This window comes from Streptomyces sp. NPDC091649 (assembly GCF_044756785.1).
Classification (GTDB): domain Bacteria; phylum Actinomycetota; class Actinomycetes; order Streptomycetales; family Streptomycetaceae; genus Streptomyces.
This window is the reverse complement of the sequence record NZ_JBIVTR010000001.1, coordinates 708351-727228: the sequence shown is the minus strand read 5'-3', so window position 1 is coordinate 727228 and position 18878 is coordinate 708351. Positions and strand designations below refer to the sequence as shown.

The window sequence follows — 18878 nt, the reverse complement described above, 5'->3', positions numbered from 1 at the left end:
TCGAGTCGAGGATGCGGGGTAGTTGAGGGGGGCTTGGTATGGGGTCTCAGGTGTCGTACAGGCCGTAGCGCTCGCGCACGGGACGTAGGACGTCCAGGGTCACCGCTTCGTTCTCAGCGAGGTAGGCGAACTCTTCGACCCGAGCGAACTCGCGGCGGAGCAAACTGCGCTCGGTCTCGTACTGAATCGCGTCTCCTCCCGCAGGCGGTACGACGACGAAGTCGACGATGTCAGCCTGGTCCTTGCCAGGGGCTTTCCGCAGTACACGGCCGCGGCGCTGGATGAACTGGCGGGGGTTGGACGAACTCGCCATGAGGTAAGCAGTGCGTGACGCGGGCACGTCCACTCCCTCGTCGAGGCAGCGCATGGACGAGATGATCTGCAGTTCGCTACCTTCGAAGCGGCGAAGGATGTCCTGCCGTGCCGGTCGTTTCGTTTCGGAGGTGTAGCGGGCAGCAGCCAACTGGAGTTCGTTGCCTACGATGTCCATGACCTGGTCGATCTGACGCGGCCCTTCGGCGCCCTGCTCGTACAGGAGCGGGTGCTTGCCCTCCGCACAGTAGATCAACTGATGGCTGCTCTCCCGGCGCTTCTCAAGCTCCGTAAGCAGCACCTCCAGCTTGCCTCGGGCGTGGCCGATGATGTCTGCACGCTTCTTCAGGAGCCGGCCGAGCGGGGTATCTCGGTCGACCGTCTCCTTCAAATCCGTACCGGATGCGATAAGTCGGGCGATCTTCGCACTGGTCTCGGCATAGAGTTCGGCTTCTTCGGCATCCAGCTCTACAAGAACAGGCGTATAGGTGTAGCGACACAGAGCTCCGCGACGGATGGCCTCGCCAATGCCCATCTCGAAGACGATCTTGCCGAAGTAGCGGGTGAGGGCGTCAGTCCCCTCATCGTCGAAATAGCGTCCCGGCGTCGCTGACAGGCCGAGTCGGTACTGAGCCTTTTCGGGCAGTTGAGTGCGAAGGTGTCGAGCGCCGAGGTTATGTGCCTCGTCCGCAATAACGAGAAGTTGGCCCCCGTATTCATCAAGCAAGTTCTGGAAGGTGTCGCCGCCGAAGGTGGCGTTGGTGGTCACGATGACTCCGCCGCTCGTGCCTCCCAGAGCGAGATTCTGCAGGAGGGCATGGGTACGTGGAGACCACTTGCTGGACGACTCGTACGCGCGAAGCGGGCTCACACCGAACCATTCAATGTCCTTTGCCCACTGATCAACCAGATGCTGGAACGGGACCACGACGATGACGAGCAGCGGGGCGTTGTCATCGTTCTTGCGCAAGAACGATCCGAGTTGAGCTGCTGCAGAGAGCGCGGTCAGGGTCTTCCCCGTGCCAGTGGCCATGCGCAAGATGCCGCGACACTGATTGTGGAACCAGTTCTGCACAGCTTCCTTCTGATAATCGCGCACCGCCAGGCTCTGCGGGATCGCGAGCGCTCCGGTCGGCGGCTGCGGAGGCGTCACGACGGGCACACCGCCAGTCGGAAGATCATCCAGCTCGTCGCGGCCAGCAGTCGCCAATGCGCTGCGCTCGACAACCACTTTGGCTGCTTCGGCGAAAGGCACGACGCGCAGCGTCGGAGTCCGGTCGTGCCACAAGTCTTCGAAGTCTTTGCTTATCCGTGCAGCACGATCGGTGTCACGAGGGTCCCAGCTGCGGTAGACCTCGATTGCTTCGAAGTTGCCGATGAGACCCGAGCGGGTCTCGTTCGCGCTCCCCTTGAAGGCGACGATGTCCTGACCGTCCCGGAAGACACCGATCTTCTCGTGGTACATCCCGACACGACCACGCTCTTCGACGTACGCCAGCTTGAAATCGACCCGCCCCTCGGCGACCAGACGCCCAAGCTTGCCGAGCCCTCGCGCAGCGCGCTGGTCTTCCACCGCCTGCTCAAGGTCGCGTAGGGCCGCTCGGTGAAGGACTTCGCGCAGCTCGTAGCCCTCTTCGATGTCCTTGATGTCCGCCGACTCAAGGTAAGGGGACGCGATGATTCGCATTGTGCCGCCGCGCTCGGTGAAGTCGTCGACGCCTTGCCCGAGCGCGGCAATCACTGAGGCCGCGAAGTAGCCCACGGCCCGGTCGTACGTGGTGGAGGCCGCCAGGGCGGGCAGATAGAAATCTTCGACCAGGTGACTGCGATCGCTTCTGTAGTCAGGCTCCACGTTGCACCAACGCAGTCGATGTTCCCCACCCATCAAAGCAGCCCCATCTTGCCCATGAGGTCGTCTACGTCGGGCGCTCCATCGACCGGGCGTCCGGGGCCCTCGGTCGAGGCAGGTCGGCTAGCCGGAATAGACACCTCGCTCTCACGGACGTCCTCCCCGAGGCGACGGACCGTCCCCCCGCGCGTAGCGAAGGGAGGGGAGGACATGGTCTGCCTCAGGCTCGACTCCTTGATCTCAAAGTCACGCCGGAGAAGCCGGATGACCTCGTCAGCAGCGACCGTACCGCCGTGGGCGTCGACCAAGTCCGAGACCAACTCCTTGATCGGCTTGTAGACAGGCATATCCCATTCGACCAGAGCCCACATCGTCTTCTGGCTCCGGCTGAAGCGTCCATCCGCCTCGATCTGCTGTCTCAGGTAGTTGTTGCCGAGCGTGATGCCAGCCTGCGCCTTCAGCTCATCGATGCTCAGTGGACGGTCTACCTCGCGAAGCGCAGCCTCGATCTTGTCGAGCCTCTCGTTTCCACGCTGTGCTGGACCGCGCGCCCCTGCTCCAGCAGAGGGGGCTCCACTCGCTGAGAAGTTAGCGCCGGCGAGGTCTTCAGTGATAGTGAAGAGGGATTGCTCTGGTGCTTCGGCAGCTGTGGAAGCAATCTCAGATGCGTTCTGCAGGTACCAGGACCCCTGATGTGTGATAGAGAAACGGTCGTCCCCGAAGAGCGCCTTTATCACCTGCTCCTGGGAAACCGCCGCGCCAAGAGCTTCCTTGATGAGTGAACTGCTCAACCCTTCGGGCCTACCTTCGAGCAAGCCTGCGATCCGGTCGGCGGGAGACGAGTACTCTCCAACGTCGCCCAGGGGTGACTCTCGGGCCAAATCTCCCGCGTCCACCTGCTCGCGCCCGACTGAGTCATCGGGATGGCCAGAAACGGGAGAGTCGTTACTCTCCGCAATAGATGTATTGGATCCGGTCGTTCCAGAAATTGCGATCAAGTTAGATTCTGCAACGGGAGCTGGGCGTAGGTCATCGTCCGATGCATCTGCCTCGTAGTGCCTCCTTGTGGGCGTTTTGTCAGGAATCACCCATATTCCACCCCCCAGGAACGTCGCATCTCGAAGCCGGCAAACCACCTCATCCAGCTCACCGCCATACGTCCCTGCCTTCTGTATGACTTCACCGAGGGTTACGTTCGCAACGGGATTTTTGTTTACTTGGAGGAGCTCGGAAAGGCGCTGCATGAGCTGAGGCAGGTCCTCAGTCGCTTCGATGGTCGGAGTCGCCGTGACGTCGGGTTCCTGAAAGGACCGCGAGAGCTGATGACCGTCGCTCTCGAATCCGCAGTAGGCCAGCCAAGTACCCAGGGCGTCAAGGTCCTCAGGTACTGGCACCGCGCTCGTCTCGAGGAGGCGAGCCGCCGTCGACAGGCTGATGACTTCGGCAGGGCTGAGATCAAGCGCCTGTACGGTCGCAGCCTGGCATTCGCGCAAATCGGAACCGTAGATCCACTGTCCGCTCGTGCTCGTGGTCGCATCGTGCCAGTACATGCCTGTGAGGAGACGCAGGACCGTCAGTCCACCCCCGACGCTCTCGCCGAGCCAGGGGTAGCGGTACAGGAGTCCGCTGGTGACGCGCGGCTTCTGCAGCTCAAGTTCAACCTGGGCCATCCAGCCACGCGGAACCGAACTGTCGGCCACGCACTGGTTGAAGCTGTAGCTGAGATAGCTCCAGCGCTGCCGTACCGCCTCAGTGGAGATTGCATGCTTTTGAGCCAGTTGCTCCAGGGGCACCGAACCATCTACGCAGAGATGCTGCAAGACGATGTCCCGGCTGAGGCTGCTGAGCTCCTCGTACCAGCTGCGGATTGTGTTCATGGCCCTCAGAAAGATCGATGTGAGTCCGGTGATCTCCATACCGGAGGCAGCCACCCACAGCGTGCGGCTGGGAACAACCGATGGCCACACGCTGAAGATGCCACTACGTTCTGCCCCGCGTACCCCACCCCCTGCGCCGAGTTGCTTCCTAGTACCTCAGCGACAGCGCGGTCATATCGACGGTACAGGGGACGCCACAAAGGCACCTTGGGTTCCCTGATCTTGCATGGCCGCGATCTGCCGTTCAACTACCTTCTCGTCTTCCGTGCTGTTCGCCGTCGTGCCCCCGGACAGTGAGACAAACCCCTTGCCCTGAACGCCCGTTTTCACCGCGCGCTGTCGTTGGCCGATGTTCTCATCGCGGCATCCCCCGAGCGGCACCGAGCCACGGCCCTGCACTACGACGGCGACTTCGACATGATTGCTTCGGTGAGCGGGCTGCAGGCCGAGTTGGTCGTGGGGCCAGGTGCCGCCGACTGGAACTCACCTACTGCGCACCAGCGTCTCCTTCATGACGTTCGCGATCGGGGTGCCGGCCGCCCCGGTTACCATCTGCTCGTCGATGAGGCGGTTGATGTCGCGCCTCTGGTACTTGCGGTCAGGGAAACCCGGGTATGGAGGTTTCCCACCATGCGGTGTCCGGGCAGGCCCGGGGGCCCTACTCGGTGCGCAGGGCCGTGGCGGTCCGGGCCCCGGCGGCCCAGCCCGCGGGCAGGAGCGCGCCCAGGGCGGCGATGAGCAGGCCGCCGAGGGCGAGGGAGACCAGTTCGGCCCCGTGGTAGACGGCGAGGACGGGGTCGGGGAGGCGGAGTCCCACGCTCTCACCCATCGCGGGGAAGACCCAGCCGTGCAGGGTCACGCCGAGAGGCACTCCCAGGGCCCCCGCGACCAGGCCGGTGACGACGACGGAGGTGAGGACCATCGCGACGGTCTGCCGAGGGGTCATGCCGAGCGCCTTGTGGACGCCGAGCTCCCTCACGCGCTCGCGCGTGTCGAGCAGTACGCCGTTGAGTACGCCGAGCGCGGCGACGGCGACGAGCATCAGCGTGAGGATCGCGGACAGCGAGTTGAGCGTGACGACCATGTCGCTGCCGCCGTCGAGCCCGCCCACCTGAGCGGTGGCGCCCAGCGGGGCCAGGTCCTTGTTCAGCGCGTCGACGTAACGGGTGACGTCGGTACCGGACGCGACCGCGATGTGATGGCTCGTCTCCGTCAGGTCGGGGTGCGCTGCCGCGAGGGTCCTCGCGTCGGTGAAGACCTGCATGCCGTCGTTACGGGGGTCGAGGACCTCGCCGACGATCCGGACCGTGACGGGCCGGTCCAGGCCGTTCACCGTGACGGTGTCGCCGACGCGAGTGCCGGTGGCGGCCAGGAAGGGGGTCGGGACCACGGCCTCGTCGGGCTTGTCGGCCCAGCGGCCCGAGACCATCGTGTAGCCGCCCCAGGAGGCGTCGCCGGTGAAGGCGATCACGTCCACGGTGCCGGTCACGCCGGACACGGTCGCCCGTACCGTCGCGGCGCTGTAGTGCTTCGCGGTTCCGGCGCCCGCCTCGATCGCCGCGGCGATCTCGGCGGGATCGGCCCGGGGCTTCTTCGCGGAGGCAGGGTCCCGGGGGCCGAAGTCGGGCAGGGGCGCGGGCACCGCGGCATCGGCGGCGTCGTGGGCCTTGGCCTTCATCACCTCGCTGAGCGATGCCGCCATCCCCACGGTGAACGTGACGGCGACGGTGCCGAAAAGGACGGCCGTTCCCATGGCCAGCGCGCGGGCGGGCCGTGCGAAGGGCCGGGCCAGGCCGAGCGCGACCGGCTGCGGCAGCGGAAGCCTGCCGGCCAGGCGGGCCGCCCACCGGCCGCGCCGTGTCGACGTGCCCCGTCCGACGGCGAGCGCGTCGACCGTACGCAGCCGGCCGGCCCGCCAGGCACTCGCCCACGCGGTCGCCGCGACCAGGCCGAGCACACCGGCGATGACCGACGCGTCGACCCAGGGGGCGACGGTCAGGGAGGAGGAGCCGTAGACCTCCTCGGTCTCGGCCAGCACGGGGACGGCCAGCAGGTGGCCGACGAGGACACCGAGTGCCGTGCCGGCCGCGGCCGGGATCAGCGCCTGGCCGACGTAGGCCCGTACGACCTGGGCCGGGGTGCAGCCGATGGCTTTGAGGACGCCGATGCGGCGGGTTCCCGCGCCGACGGCCGCCGCGACGGTGTTGCCCACGATGAGCACCGACATGACCAGGCCGAGGGCCCCGAACGCGATGAGGAACGGGACGTAGAGGGCGGTGTCGCGCTCGGCGTTCTTCTTGACGGTGAGCCAGGACTGCTGACCGACGGCGGCTCCCCGCGGCAGGTTCCGCGTCACGGCTTCGCCGCCCGCGCCGATCTGTGCGGCGGTGTCCGCGTCGGCGAAGCGGTAGAGCATCTGGTAGCCGCCGCTGCCGGGCGCGGTGAGCGCCGGCATCTGGGACGGCGCCACCCACGCGTCGGCGGTCTGCGTCACCGACCGGGCCACGCCGACCACCGTCAGCGCCGGGCTGCCGGGCAGTTCGGCGAAGGTGAGCTTCATGCCTGGGGCCGGGATGAGCGCGGAGCCGACGGACAGCACGATCTCGCCGGGGCCGGTGGGCCACCGTCCCTCCAGCAGGGCCACTTCGTCCACGTCCCGGCCGGGATCACCCCGCCCGACCACGGTCATCGGCCACCCGGAGCCCGCCCCGTCGGACGTCGGGACGACCGTCGCCGTACGGAACGGTCCCGCCGCACCGCTGACCCCTTCGGCGTCCGCGGACTTCGACAGCGGCCCGGCGCTCACCCGTTCCGCGTCGAACGCGACGGACAGGTGGGCGCCGCGCTGCTCGGCGAAGGCGTCGGTGAAGGGCGCGCCGGAGACCACGAGCAGCGATCCGCCGAGGACGGACGCGGCCACCGCCATCATCGTGGCGAGCCCGATCACCAGCGTCTGCACGCGCCGCCGCCCCACCCCCGCGCGCACGACCTTGCCGAGGGCGCTCATCGGACGCCCTCGGAGGCGGTGGCGGGCGTCTTGAGGTCCTCGGTGATCCGGCCGTCGGTGATCCGGACCGTGCGGTTCGTGCAGGAACGGGCCAGAGCCAGGTCGTGGGTGACCACGACGACGGTCTGGCCCTCGGCGTTGAGCTCGGTGAGCAGCTTGCTGACGTCCTGTCCGGCGGCCGTGTCCAGGGCCCCGGTCGGCTCGTCGGCCAGGAGCAGCGGCGGCCGGTTCATCAGCGCCCGTGCCACCGCCACACGCTGCCGTTCGCCGCCGGACAGCCGCCCCGGGTAGGCACGGGCGTGCCGGTCGATGCGGAGCGTTTCCAGGAGTCGCGCCGCCCGGCGGCCCGCCTCGCCCCGTGCCATGCCCGCGAGCCGTGCGGGCAGGACGACGTTGTCGGTGACGGTCAGGTCGTCCAGGAGGTTGAAGAACTGGAAGACCATGCCGATCTTCGACCGCCGGTAGCGCGCCGCTCCGGCCTCGCCGAGGCGGTCCACCCGTACCCCGTCCACGGTGACGGACCCCGCGTCGGGCCGGTCCAGCCCCGCGACCAGATTGAGCAGTGTGGACTTGCCGCTGCCGGAGGGGCCGAGGACCGCGACGGCCTCGCCGGGCCGCACGGTCAGCGACGCCTCGTGCAGGGCGGGCGGGCCGTCGTGGTAGCGGCGGCTCACCTCGCGCAGTTCGATCACCGGCGTGGTCATGAACGGGCTCCTTCGATACGGGCTTCGAGCGAGGATGACGGGCTCCCGGAACGCTAGGAGCGCGCCCCGCCGCCGCGCGTCGCCCGCCCGGACTCTTTGCCGTACCGCAGCGGGACCACCTGCCGGAACGTCATCCTCGGGATGTAGACGCCCGGTGTACGCGGATGCCGGCGACGGCCGTTGAGACGGATTCCCCGGGTCGGGGCGGCGGTGACAATGAACCGGTGATGTACGTACGTACGCTGCTGGAGCGGCTGTGGTCCGAGGTCCGTGAAACCGTCCCCGGGGCCCTTCGCGACGCCAGGCTCCCGACCGGGCCGCCGCTGCGGCTCAGCCGTCGTGCCTGGCAGTTCGACGTGCTGGTGGCGCTGGTACTGGGCGTCACCACGGTCTATTACGGCATCGACAACACGGACAACGTCGTGGTGCGGGAGATCGCACCCGGCGTGGAGCACGTCGTGCCGCGCCCGGCCGGACCGGGCGGCATGGCCCTCATGGTGACCCTCGCGGCCGTCGCCTCGGGCGCCCTGGCGCTCCGCCGCCGCTTCCCGCTCGCCGTGCTGTGCGTCGTGACCGTCGCGGTACTGGCGACACCGCAGAGCGTCATGCGGCTGACCTTCTACGCGTTCGTGATCGCCGTGTACAGCGCCGCGGTCCACAGCCCCTACCGGGTGGCGACGCTGGCGGCGCTGCCGGTGTCCGTCCTCCTGGTCGGCACCTCAGGCAACTCGGTGACGCCGATCATCCCCAACGAGTACATCGCCCTGCTGGTCCTGGTCCCGATGGCAGGAGCCGCCCTCGGGCTGCGTACCTGGAAACTCCGGACCGACGAGGGCCGCACCCGGCTCTTCGGCCTGGAGCGCGAACAGGCCGAGGCGCTGCGCCGGGCGGTCGAGCACGAACGCGCGAGGATCGCACGCGAACTGCACGACGTCGTCACCCACAACGTCAGCGTGATGGTCATCCAGGCGGGTGCCGCCCGCAAGATCATGAAGACGGCTCCCGAGCAGGCCGGCGAGGCGCTGCTCGCCGTCGAGGCGGGTGGGCGTGCGGCCATGACCGAACTGCGTCATGTGATGGGACTGCTGACGATGGCCGACGACGGTGAGGGGACGGGATCCGGTCCGGACGCGACCGGGACGGCTGCGGAGCTGGCCCCGCAGCCCGGCCTGGACCAGTTGGAAGCGCTGGTCGGACGGGTCCGGGACGCCGGTCTCACCGTCGGCCTGACCGTGACGGGACGGCCCCGTCCCCTTCCGCCGGGCCTCGAACTCGCCGCCTACCGCGTGGTCCAGGAAGCGCTGACCAACGCGGTGAAGCACGCGTCCGGCTCCACCGCCGCCGTCACCGTCGAATACGGCCGGGACCGGCTCCTGGTGGAGGTCACCGACACCGGCGGGCAGCCCGGCGCCGACGCGGCCCCCGGGAACGGCCGGGGGCTGATCGGCCTGCGTGAGCGCCTGGCCGTCTACGGCGGATCACTGAACAACGGCCGGCGCCTGACCGGCGGGTACCGTGTGGAGGCTCTCATCCCCCTGGAGGCGCCGTGACCGAGCAGCCGCCGCGTGTGCTCCTGGCCGACGACCAGACCCTGGTCCGTACCGGATTCCGCATGATCCTCGGCGCCGACGGCATCGACGTCGTCGCCGAGGCGGCCAACGGGGCCGAAGCCGTCGAAGCGGTCCGCCGCACACGCCCCGACGTGGTCCTGATGGACGTCCGGATGCCCGAGATGGACGGCCTGGAGGCCACCCGCCGCATCCTGACGGGCGCCCCCGGCGAACCCCGTGTCGTGATCCTGACGACCTTCGACCTGGACCGGTACGTGTACGCGGCGTTGTCCGCGGGGGCCAGCGGCTTCCTCCTCAAGGACGTCACCCCCGAGCATCTGACGGCGGCCGTCCGCACCGTTCGCACCGGCGACGCCCTGCTCGCGCCCGCCATCACCCGCCGCCTCGTGCAGAGGTTCGCCCGGCCGGGCGGCGAATCCGCCGCTCTCCACCGCGAGCTCTCCTCGCTCACCCCGCGCGAACGGGAAGTCCTCGGCCTCCTGGCCCGGGGACTGAGCAACGCCGAACTCGCCGCCCGCCTCCACCTGGCCGAGACGACCGTCAAGACGCACGTCGCCCGCATCCTGGCCAAGCTCGGACTCCGGGACCGTGTGCAGGCCGTCATCGTCGCCTACGAGACGGGCCTGGTGAGTGTCGGAGCAGGCGAGGCCGCCCGGCAGCCCACCGAGCTGACGTAGACCCCGGGCCGGAGGCCGCGCAGCCGGTGCGACCGCGGCGGCCCTGCCCCGGTCCGTGGCCGTCCGCCGGCCACGGCTGCTCTCCGGCTCGGGTGCGGAGGGCTCACGGTACGGGGAGGACTCACGGTACGGGGAGGGCTCAAGGTGCGGAGGGCGCTGATGAGGCGGAGGGTGTTGAGGGGCGCGGAGTGGGGCGGGTCTCCGGGAGCGACCGGCCCGGTCGGCCGACCCGCGGGCCGCGTCCCCCGGGAGATCAGGCGGGCGAAACGGTTCCGCCCGGGGCCCGAAGGGGTAGAAAACGGGTAGGTCCCCATGGGGAGGCTGATTCGATGCCGTGGTTCGCTTGGCTTCTCGCCGCCGCGGCGCTCGGCGCTGCGGAGTTCTTCACCCTCACGCTGGTCTTCGGCTTGCTCGCCGGCGCGGCGGTGGTCGCCGCCGTCGTGGCCGGCGTCGGCGTCGGCCTGCTCGGTCAGCTCGTGGCGCTCGGCCTGGCGGCGGTCGCGGGTCTCGCTCTCGTCCGTCCCGTCGCGCTGCGGCACATGGCGCAGGGACCCCTGACCCACGAGGGCAGCGACGCGCTGATCGGGAAGCGGGCCGAGGTCATCCAGGAGGTCACCGCCACCCACGGCCTGGTCAAGGTCTCCGGTGAGGAATGGACCGCTCGCGCTCTCGACGAAAGCCACGTGATCCCGGTGGGTGCGCTGGTGGACGTCATGGAGATCGAAGGCGCTACAGCTGTCGTGTATCCCCGCGAGCTCCTTCCGTGAACGCCTGAACACACAGCGAAGGAGGAAGCATGGAGCCGGTCGTCATCCCCATCCTCGTGGCGGCGTTGGTCGTCGTCTTTCTCGTGGCCGCCACCGTACGCATCGTCCCGCAGGCGCGCCGCTACAACATCGAGCGGTTCGGCCGGTACCGGCGGACGCTGCAACCAGGTCTGAACTTCGTCCTGCCGGTGGCGGACCGGGTCAACACCAAACTCGACGTACGCGAGCAGGTCTATTCGTCGGACCCCAAGCCGGTGATCACCGAGGACAACCTCGTGGTCAACATCGACACCGTGCTCTACTACCAGATCACCGATCCACGGGCGGCGGCCTACGAGGTCGCCGACTACTTGCAGGCCATCGACCAGCTCACGGTGACCACCCTGCGGAACGTCATCGGCAGCATGGACCTGGAAGGGACACTCACCTCGCGCGAGGAGATCAACGCCCGGCTCCGCGCCGTCCTCGACGAAGCGACCGGGAAGTGGGGAATCCGGGTCAACCGGGTGGAGATCAAGGCCATCGATCCTCCGAACACCATCAAAGAGGCGATGGAGAAGCAGATGCGGGCCGAGCGTGACAAGCGCGCGGCCATCCTGCACGCCGAAGGTGAGCGGCAGGCCAAGATCCTCACCGCGGAGGGCACGAAGCAGAAGGACATCCTGGAGGCCCAGGGCACGCAGCAGGCCATGATCCTGCGGGCGGACGGCGAGTCGAAGGCGGTGGAACTGGTCTTCCAGGCCGTCCACCGCAACAACGCCGATGCGAAGGTCCTGGCGTACAAGTATCTGGAGACGCTGCCGAATCTGGCACAGAGCGACAACAACACGTTCTGGGTCATCCCGGGCGAGCTGACCGAGGCGATCCGCACCGTCACCAGCGCGTTCGGCGACCAGACGCCGGCAACGGCGCCGGGGGAGCAGTCGACGTCCGCGCGGCGCGAGGACGCCACCACAGCCGAGGCCCCGGACAAGGACCACGTCGGGGCGCCCGAGGTCGAGCCGAACTCGACGCTCGCGCTGGACGCCGTCGCCGCCGCCGACGAGGCCGCGAAGCAGGCGGCCGTCGCGGTGAGCGACGCGAAGGCCGAGGCGGAGGCCGCGGGGGAGACGCGGCTGCCGGGCCGGGAGCGGTCGTCCGGCCGTTGAGCCGGACGCCGCGGACGCACGGGTCCGCGCACCCGCCCTGAGCGCCCGGCCGGGGGACCGCTCTCCCGGACGGGCGGGCCCTGCGTACGCGGACCCGCCCCGAGCGCCCGGCCCGGGGCCCACGCTCCCGGACGGGCGCTTTCCGCCGCTTCCGCCGTCGGCTTCTACCGCCCCTCCGCCTCCACCCGCAGCTCCGCCAGGCCGACCGGCTTCTCGGGGTCCTCCGAGCGGACCGTCACCCGGACCTTGCGGGCCGTGTCGCCCGCCAGGTAGGGGCGCCAGAAACGGCCGTCGAGGGACGTCTCCACGGTGTGCGAGGCGGGGGCGGTGTCGCTCCAGGCCGGGGACACGGAGGACAGCCGCAGCGGGCGGGGGCCCAAATCCACCGTCAGCGAGCCCTCCGCGCCGTCCGGGGACCAGGGCGTCGCGGGGCTCCCGTCCACCGCCGCCTCCGCGTACAGGCCCGGGGCCTCGGAGACCGCCGTCACCGGGCGGCAGCGCGCCGCGTCGGCCGTCGGGACTAGGTCGGGGCGGCGGGTGGGCAGGTCCAGCGTCGAGGAGAGCCGGCGCGGCCCTTCCTGCGTGTGGACCGTGAACGGGGCGCCCGAGGTCAGGCGGACCGTGGTCGTCCGGGGGCCGATCTCCACCTCGTACACGGCATCCCGGTAACGCAGGCCCTTCAGGGCGACGCCCTCCTCCAGCTGGGGAGGCAGCGTCGGGGCCAGGCGCACGCCGTCCTCGCGGAGCCTGAGCCCCGTCAGGCCGTGGGTGAACACCTGGAGGAAGCCGCCCTTCCCGGTCAGGAAGTCGTCGGCCGGGAAGCCCGACAGCGGGTCCTGGCTTCCGGCCTTGTCGCCGCGCGCCTCGGAGAACAGCTCGTACGGGCCCCGCATGAAGGGGCGCACCGCACGCTGGAGGTACGTGTACGCCGAGCAGCCCGGCTCCCCGATCGCCGCCGCGTCGATCGCGTGCACCGAGTCGGTCATCGCCGGGCCGTCCGGGTCGGTGCGGGCCGCGTAGTAGTCCAGGGTGGCCGCCGCGGCCCCGGGCTCCATCGGCCACTCCAGCGGGTAGGTCAGCAGGACCGTGTCCGCCTGCTTGATCGTGGAGCCGTTGTAGCCCGCGTACTGGAGGTAGACCTTCTTCTCCGCGTCGTACGGGATGCGCAGGCCGTCCGCCACCTTGTTCCAGGCGGCGGGCGGAGTCCGGCCGAGGAGGCGGGCGGCGCGGGTCGCGTTGCGGAGGGCGGTGGCGGCGACCGCGTTGGTGAAGACGCCGTCGTCGACGCCGTTGCTGTACTCGTCGGGGCCCGCCACGTTCTTCACCGAATAGCTGCCGTCGGTGTTCGCCGTGGCGCGTGACCGCCAGAAGTCGGCGATGCCCCGGAGCAGGGGCCAGCCCCTCGACGCCAGCCACTCGCGGTCGCCGGTGGCGAGGTAGTACTGCCAGACGGCCAGCGAGACGTCGCCCTGGAGGTGGTTCTGGGTCAGGCAGTGCGGCGGGTCCCAGCTCTGGCACTCGGAGTCGAGGCGGCCCCGGCTCGCACTGGTCCAGGGGTAGAACAGGCCCCGGTGGCCCAGTTCCTCGGCGTTGGCACGGGCCGCGTCCCTGGTGCGGTAGCGGTATTCGACGACCGAGCGCGCCAGCTCCGGGCGGGTCGCGAGCAGCCCGGGAAACATCCACGTCTCGGCGTCCCAGAAGACCATGCCCGCGTAGTTGTCACTGGTCAGACCGGCCGGGGCGATGCTGTCGGAGGACCCGCGCCGGGTGTTCGCCAGCAGTCCGTACTGCGCCGAGCGCAGCCAGCCCTGGAGCCGGCGGTCGCCCGGGACCAGCACATCGGCGGACCACGCCTCGCGCCAGGCGGCCTCGTTCGCGGCGAAGACCCGGTCCCAGCCGCGCCGCGCCGCCCGCTGCGCCGCCTCGCGGGCGTCCTCCGCCGGGGCGCGGGAGGTGAGGGCGGTGTCGACGCCGACGTACTTCTCGAAGGTGTACGTCCGGCCCGCACGGACGCCGGTCGCCCCCGGGGACGTACGGGCCCCTGTCCGCAGCGTCTCCACCGCGCCCGAACCGCGCCGCATCGTCTGGGCGACGGCCCCCTCGATGCTTGTGCCGAGCGTGCGGAACGTGCCGTCCTCACGGAGCGTGATCCGGCGCGCGCCGCGGGCGTCGAGGCGTCCGGTGACGGTCGCCGTTCCGCTCCAGCGCGGGGTCATCCGCAGGCGTACGGCTCCGGTGTGGACGTCGGACCGGTCGGCCAGCACGTCGTACACGAGGTCGGTGGCGCGGCCGTCCGCGGTCGTCCACCGCAGCGAGGTGCGGACGAGGCCGCAGCTGAGGAAGACCGTCTGGCGGTAGTGCGAGATCCGGCCGGCCGGGGTGTCGGCGCCGAGGGTCTCCCCGCCGACGCCCACGTCGACGGTGGTCCAGCTCGGCAGCGCGGCGATCACCTCGCGGCCCTCGGAGACGGCCTTGTCCCGGGCGTAGAGCCCGGAGACGAACGCGCCGTCGTAGCGGGGGGTGTAGAGCGGCCAGCCGGTCTTCTCGCCGGTGGCCGCGTAGCCGGCGCCGACGGCGGGGACCCGGTGGCCGAGATAGCCGTTGCCGACGTAGGGGTCGTAGCCGTCGGCCTCGCCGAAGCGGGTGGACGTCGGGGACCAGGAGGTTCCGGGGGCTCCCTGACCGTCCGTACGGCCGCAGGCGGGCACGGCCGGCGGCGGCTTCACGGGCGGGCCGGGCGGCTCGGGGGAGCGGGGCCGGCCGGCCGCTCCCGGCGGCGGTACGGGGCCGGGGGACTCGGCCGCGCCGGCGAGGGGCGGCAGGGGGGCGATCAGGGCGGCGGCGACCAGGGGCGCGAGGACGGAGGTACGCGAGAGGCTCACGGTACGAAGGTAGGGAGGCGGCGGTGCGGTCGGCGCTCACGCCGCGCGCGGTCCCCGCACGGTCCCCGCACCGGGCGTCCGCCCGACCGCCGGATGGAGCAGATGCCGACGGCGGGGAGAGACAGGTTCCGGCCCGGGAGGGACCGGTTCGGGCCGTCGGAGCGAGTGGTTCCGACCGCTGAGGGAAGCGCGTTCCCGCCCTCAGGCGGAGAAGTTCCGGCCGCCGGACGGAGCGGTTCCGGCCCGGACGGGGAAGGTTCCGGCCGCCGGACGGATTGGTTCCGGCCCCGGACGGGGAAGGTTCTGGCCGCCGGACGGAGCGGTTCCGGCCTCGGGAGGGGCAGGTTCCGACCGCAGGGCGGGGAAGACGTCCGGTCCGAGGCCGGTGAATCGACCTTCCCCGATCGCGCGTTCGACCCTCGGCCCCGTACGGGCGGAGGCCGAGGTCCCAAGGGCCCCGGCAGCCCGCGCAGCACCAGGTCGGAGCAGTGGTTTCGTACCGGGACCGGCCCATCGGACGGTGACGGACCGGCGTGTCCGAGGGCCCGTCAGGCGTATGGCGGGTGAATGGCGCGCGTATGGCGAACCGCGACGCACCCTTGTGGGTTTGCCATGCATCGGTCAATGTTTCGCTGGGCAGCAGGGCATGCCGGTCGCGAACGGCGCAGAAAATGTGGCGCCGGACGTTTGATTTGTCATGCCCCTGCCTGGAGCCTGCGCGGCTCCGCGCCACTTCCCACCAGCGCACCGCCTATGAGGAGGACCCCTCACATGTCAGTGATGCGTCAGACCCCCCACGCCCGGCGAAGACTCGCCACGGCGAGCGTCATCGCAGCAGCCGCCGTCGCGCTCTCCACGGCCGCCGCGCTTCCGGCGACCGCGAGCGAGCGGGCGCCCGAAGGCGTGATCGCCAACGAAGGCGCGCCGGACGCCATCAGCGGCAGCTACATCGTGACGCTCAACGACGATGCCGCCAGGTCTCACACCGCGAAGGGCAAGGCCCTCGCGAAGAAGTACGGCGCCAGCATCGAGCGGACCTACCGGTCGGCCCTCAACGGCTACGCGGTCGAGCTCTCCGCCGCGCAGGCCCGCAAGTTCGCCGCCGACCCGGCCGTGGCATCCGTCTCCCAGAACCGCACCTTCACGGTCTCCGCCACCCAGAACAACCCGCCCTCCTGGGGTCTGGACCGGATCGACCAGAAGAACCTCCCGCTGGACCAGCGCTACACCTACCCGGACTCCGCCGGCCAGGGTGTCACCGCGTACGTCATCGACACCGGCGTCCGGATCAGCCACAGCGACTTCGGCGGGCGGGCCTTCAACGGCTACGACGCCGTCGACAACGACAACGTCGCGCAGGACGGCCACGGCCACGGCACGCACGTGGCGGGCACCGTCGCGGGCACCGCCTACGGCGTCGCCAAGAAGGCGAAGATCGTCGGCGTCCGGGTGCTGGACAACAACGGTTCCGGCACCACCGCGGGAGTCGTCGCCGGCATCGACTGGGTCACGGCCAACGCCGTCAAGCCCGCGGTCGCCAACATGAGCCTCGGCGGCGGTGCGGACTCGGTGCTCGACGCCGCCGTGCGCCGGTCCATCGCCTCCGGCGTCACCTACGCCGTCGCGGCGGGCAACGAGTCGACCAACGCCTCCACCAAGTCCCCGGCGCGCGTCGGCGAGGCCATCACGGTGGGCTCGACGACCAGCAGCGACGCCCGCTCCAGCTTCTCCAACTACGGCTCGGTCGTGGACATCTTCGCGCCCGGTTCCTCGATCACCTCGGCGTGGAACTCCAGCGACAGCGCGACGAACACCATCTCCGGTACGTCGATGGCCAGCCCGCACGTCGCCGGCGCGGCCGCCCTCTACCTCGCCGAGAACCCGGGCTCGACCCCGGCGCAGGTCTCCTCCGGCCTCGTCGCGGCCGCCAGCACCGGTGTCGTGGGCAACCCGGGCAGTGGCTCGCCCAACCGCCTGCTCAACGTGGGCGGGGGCGGCACCACCCCGCCGCCCGGTGACCGGTTCGAGAACAACACCGACTACCCGGTCAACGACAACTCCACCGTCGAGTCGCCGGTCACCGTCACCGGAGTCTCCGGCAACGCCCCGTCCGCGCTGAGCGTCCCGGTCGACATCTCGCACACCTACATCGGTGACCTGAGGATCGACCTGGTCGCGCCCGACGGTTCGGTCTACAACCTGAAGGGCTACGGGACCGGCGGCAGCGCCAACGACATCGTCACCACGTACACCGTCAACGCCTCCTCCGAGGTCGCCAACGGCACCTGGAAGCTTCGCGTCAGCGACAACGCGAGCTACGACACCGGGCGGATCAACGGCTGGGCGCTCCAGTTCTGAGCCCACGCCCGGACCCGGTCCCCGAAGCGCAAAGCCACAAAAGCGCAGGGGCGCCGGACCTCTGAAGCGCGGAACCACCGAGACACGGAAGCAGGCCGGGGCGGTCGCACCACGCGACCGCCCCGGCCCCTTCGGTATCAGCGGCGGTTGAGCGCGCGGTCCACCGCGGTGATCAGCTCGCCGTTCTCCGTGTCCCCGTCCAGCGACCAGAACATGGCCCCGCCGAGGCCCTTGTCACGGATGTACGTGGCCTTGGTGCGCAGCACCCGCGGGTCGTCGTACGTCCACAGCGTGGTTCCGTCGAACAGCCACGCGTGACCGTTCTTCACGTCGCGGTGGACCGTGTACGCCCCCGACGCGGCCAGCTTCTTCAGGACCTTGTAGTCCTCGTAGCCGGCCGCCCAGGTGGCCGGAGCCGGGGCCGTGGCCGGCTGTCCCATGCCCGTACCGCCGCCGCTCACCCCGGTCCAGCCCTGACCGTAGGTCGGCATGCCCATCACGAGCTTGTGCTTGGGCGCGCCGCGGCGGACCCAGTCGCGCACCGTCCGGTCGACGCTGAAGTCGTCCTTCGCGTACAGGGCCGACTGCTGGGCCGTCTTCTTCTCGCCGAAGACGTGGTAGTCGTACCCCTGGAGATTGACGAAGTCGAAGTCCTTCATGAGGCGCTTCACGTCGAAGCCGGCGTCGATCGCGGCCGGGTTGGCCGGAACGTACGCCGACAGGTCGTAGTGCTTGGGCTTCGGCTTCCCGTGCCCCTTCCCCCTGCCTCGGCCCCTGTCCTCGCCCTCGTTCCCGGCGGCCTTCGCCTGGCTCTTCGCGTAGGCGTCGAGCTGGGTGCGGAACTCGTGGATCAGGGCGGTGAAGTTCTTCTTGTCCTCCGGGCGGTAGACGGTGCCCTCATTGGCCGCCGAGCCCGGCCACTCCCAGTCCACGTCGATGCCGTCGAAGAGTCCGGCCGCCGCCCCGTCGCCGCCGCGCGCTCCGTCCACCGGCAGGTTGCCCTTGATGTACAGATCGACGCAGGAGGCGACGAGCGCCTTGCGGGAGGCCGCGGTGCGGACCGCGTCGGAGAAGTGGGTGGACCAGCTCCAGCCGCCGAGCGAGATCATGACCTTCAGACCCGGGTGCTTGGCCTTCAGCTCGCGCAGTTGGTTGAAGTTGCCGGCGAGCCGCTGGGTGTCGGTGTCGGCTACGCCGTCCACCGAACCCGCCGCGTCGAGGGGGCGGCCGTAGTCCGCCCAGGCGTCGGCCTGGCCGGGGATGTTGCCGGTGAAGCACTTGCCCTCGGCGCTGACGTTGCCGAAGGCGTAGTTGATGTGGGTCAGCCTGGCGGCGGCCCCGCTCGTGTCCAGGTCCTTGACCTGGAAGTCGCGTCCGTAGACGCCCCATTGGGTGAAGTATCCGACGCTCTTGTACGCGGGGCGGTGGTGGCCCTGGCCGCGGTCACCGCCGTCGGGCCGGTCGTGGCCGGCGCTGGCCGAGGCCACGGGCGCGACGCCCGCCAGCAGGGCCAGGGAGACGCCGGCGATGGTCATTCGGGACAGGCTGCTTCGGAGCATGAGGGCTCGTTCCTGTGCGTGATGCGGTGCGGAGGAAAGCAGAGGGGAGGCGGGGGGAGCGGGACAGCTGTGCCGTGCGTTGCCGTGCACAGGAAGGTATTGGTCTGGACCAAAAATGGTCAAGAGTACGGGAGTTGTGAAACTTCGCGGCGGCGGCGGCGTCGTCG

General features: G+C 70.0%; 11 protein-coding genes and 1 pseudogene. 6 read left to right on the top strand and 6 right to left on the bottom strand.

Annotated elements, in window-relative coordinates; all coding sequences use genetic code 11:
* Nucleotides 1-46: 46 nt before the first annotated feature.
* Nucleotides 47-2164 (bottom strand): DEAD/DEAH box helicase family protein, encoded by a 2118-nt coding sequence (locus tag ACIQMU_RS03150; protein ID WP_402688107.1) that lies wholly within the window; start codon nucleotides 2162-2164, stop codon nucleotides 47-49.
* 32 nt (nucleotides 2165-2196) lie between these two features.
* Nucleotides 2197-4077, bottom strand: coding sequence for a hypothetical protein (locus ACIQMU_RS03145; RefSeq protein ID WP_402688106.1), 1881 nt, complete (start codon nucleotides 4075-4077; stop codon nucleotides 2197-2199).
* A gap of 270 nt (nucleotides 4078-4347) precedes the next feature.
* Between ACIQMU_RS03145 and ACIQMU_RS03140 the strand changes: the two are divergent.
* Nucleotides 4348-4515: pseudogene (locus tag ACIQMU_RS03140) on the top strand (VapC toxin family PIN domain ribonuclease); the annotation flags it as partial.
* Nucleotides 4516-4696: 181 nt separating this feature from the next.
* On the opposite strand, the gene ACIQMU_RS03135 reads toward ACIQMU_RS03140, so the two are convergent.
* Together ACIQMU_RS03135 and ACIQMU_RS03130 are read right to left on the bottom strand one after the other, a co-directional pair.
* Nucleotides 4697-7045, bottom strand: a complete 2349-nt coding sequence (locus tag ACIQMU_RS03135; RefSeq protein WP_402688105.1) for an ABC transporter permease — start codon at nucleotides 7043-7045, stop codon at nucleotides 4697-4699.
* The gene (locus tag ACIQMU_RS03130) at nucleotides 7042-7749 is read right to left on the bottom strand and encodes an ABC transporter ATP-binding protein (protein ID WP_352238000.1); all 708 of its coding nucleotides are present in this window, start codon (nucleotides 7747-7749) and stop codon (nucleotides 7042-7044) included. The genes ACIQMU_RS03135 and ACIQMU_RS03130 overlap by 4 nt, the downstream gene beginning before the upstream one ends.
* Nucleotides 7750-7976: 227 nt before the next feature.
* On the opposite strand from ACIQMU_RS03130, the gene ACIQMU_RS03125 reads away from it, so the two are divergent.
* From ACIQMU_RS03125 to ACIQMU_RS03110, 4 genes are all read left to right on the top strand, one after another.
* Nucleotides 7977-9299: a histidine kinase gene (locus ACIQMU_RS03125; RefSeq protein WP_352238001.1), complete on the top strand. Its 1323-nt coding sequence runs from the start codon at nucleotides 7977-7979 to the stop codon at nucleotides 9297-9299.
* Nucleotides 9296-9997 (top strand): response regulator transcription factor, encoded by a 702-nt coding sequence (locus ACIQMU_RS03120; protein WP_352238002.1) that lies wholly within the window; start codon nucleotides 9296-9298, stop codon nucleotides 9995-9997. The genes ACIQMU_RS03125 and ACIQMU_RS03120 overlap by 4 nt, the downstream gene beginning before the upstream one ends.
* Before the next feature lie 329 nt (nucleotides 9998-10326).
* Nucleotides 10327-10764, top strand: coding sequence for an NfeD family protein (locus tag ACIQMU_RS03115; protein WP_352238003.1), 438 nt, complete (start codon nucleotides 10327-10329; stop codon nucleotides 10762-10764).
* A 29-nt stretch (nucleotides 10765-10793) separates the two neighbouring features.
* Complete coding sequence (locus ACIQMU_RS03110; protein WP_352238004.1) at nucleotides 10794-11912, top strand: SPFH domain-containing protein; 1119 nt, start codon at nucleotides 10794-10796, stop codon at nucleotides 11910-11912.
* 164 nt (nucleotides 11913-12076) lie between these two features.
* Here ACIQMU_RS03110 and ACIQMU_RS03105 read toward each other — a convergent pair whose 3' ends face one another.
* Nucleotides 12077-14794, bottom strand: a complete 2718-nt coding sequence (locus tag ACIQMU_RS03105; protein ID WP_402688104.1) for a glycosyl hydrolase family 65 protein — start codon at nucleotides 14792-14794, stop codon at nucleotides 12077-12079.
* A gap of 771 nt (nucleotides 14795-15565) precedes the next feature.
* On the opposite strand from ACIQMU_RS03105, the gene ACIQMU_RS03100 reads away from it, so the two are divergent.
* On the top strand, nucleotides 15566-17152 hold the full coding sequence (locus ACIQMU_RS03100; protein WP_352238006.1) for a S8 family serine peptidase: 1587 nt from the start codon (nucleotides 15566-15568) through the stop codon (nucleotides 17150-17152).
* A gap of 137 nt (nucleotides 17153-17289) precedes the next feature.
* On the opposite strand, the gene ACIQMU_RS03095 is transcribed toward ACIQMU_RS03100, so the two are convergent.
* Nucleotides 17290-18711 carry a glycoside hydrolase family 18 protein gene (locus ACIQMU_RS03095; RefSeq protein ID WP_402688103.1) on the bottom strand — a complete coding sequence of 474 codons (1422 nt, stop codon included), beginning with the start codon at nucleotides 18709-18711 and terminating at the stop codon, nucleotides 17290-17292.
* Between the last annotated feature and the right edge of the window lie 167 nt (nucleotides 18712-18878).

Bases quoted from the DNA above. Each gene is read 5' to 3' on its own strand.
- ACIQMU_RS03145 (WP_402688106.1), bottom strand. From the start codon at position 4,077: ATGGAGATCACCGGACTCACATCGATCTTTCTGAGGGCCATGAACACA.
- ACIQMU_RS03135 (WP_402688105.1), bottom strand. From the start codon at position 7,045: ATGAGCGCCCTCGGCAAGGTCGTGCGCGCGGGGGTGGGGCGGCGGCGC.
- ACIQMU_RS03130 (WP_352238000.1), bottom strand. From the start codon at position 7,749: ATGACCACGCCGGTGATCGAACTGCGCGAGGTGAGCCGCCGCTACCAC.
- ACIQMU_RS03125 (WP_352238001.1), top strand. From the start codon at position 7,977: ATGTACGTACGTACGCTGCTGGAGCGGCTGTGGTCCGAGGTCCGTGAA.
- ACIQMU_RS03115 (WP_352238003.1), top strand. From the start codon at position 10,327: ATGCCGTGGTTCGCTTGGCTTCTCGCCGCCGCGGCGCTCGGCGCTGCG.
- ACIQMU_RS03110 (WP_352238004.1), top strand. From the start codon at position 10,794: ATGGAGCCGGTCGTCATCCCCATCCTCGTGGCGGCGTTGGTCGTCGTC.
- ACIQMU_RS03100 (WP_352238006.1), top strand. From the start codon at position 15,566: ATGTCAGTGATGCGTCAGACCCCCCACGCCCGGCGAAGACTCGCCACG.
- ACIQMU_RS03095 (WP_402688103.1), bottom strand. From the start codon at position 18,711: ATGCTCCGAAGCAGCCTGTCCCGAATGACCATCGCCGGCGTCTCCCTG.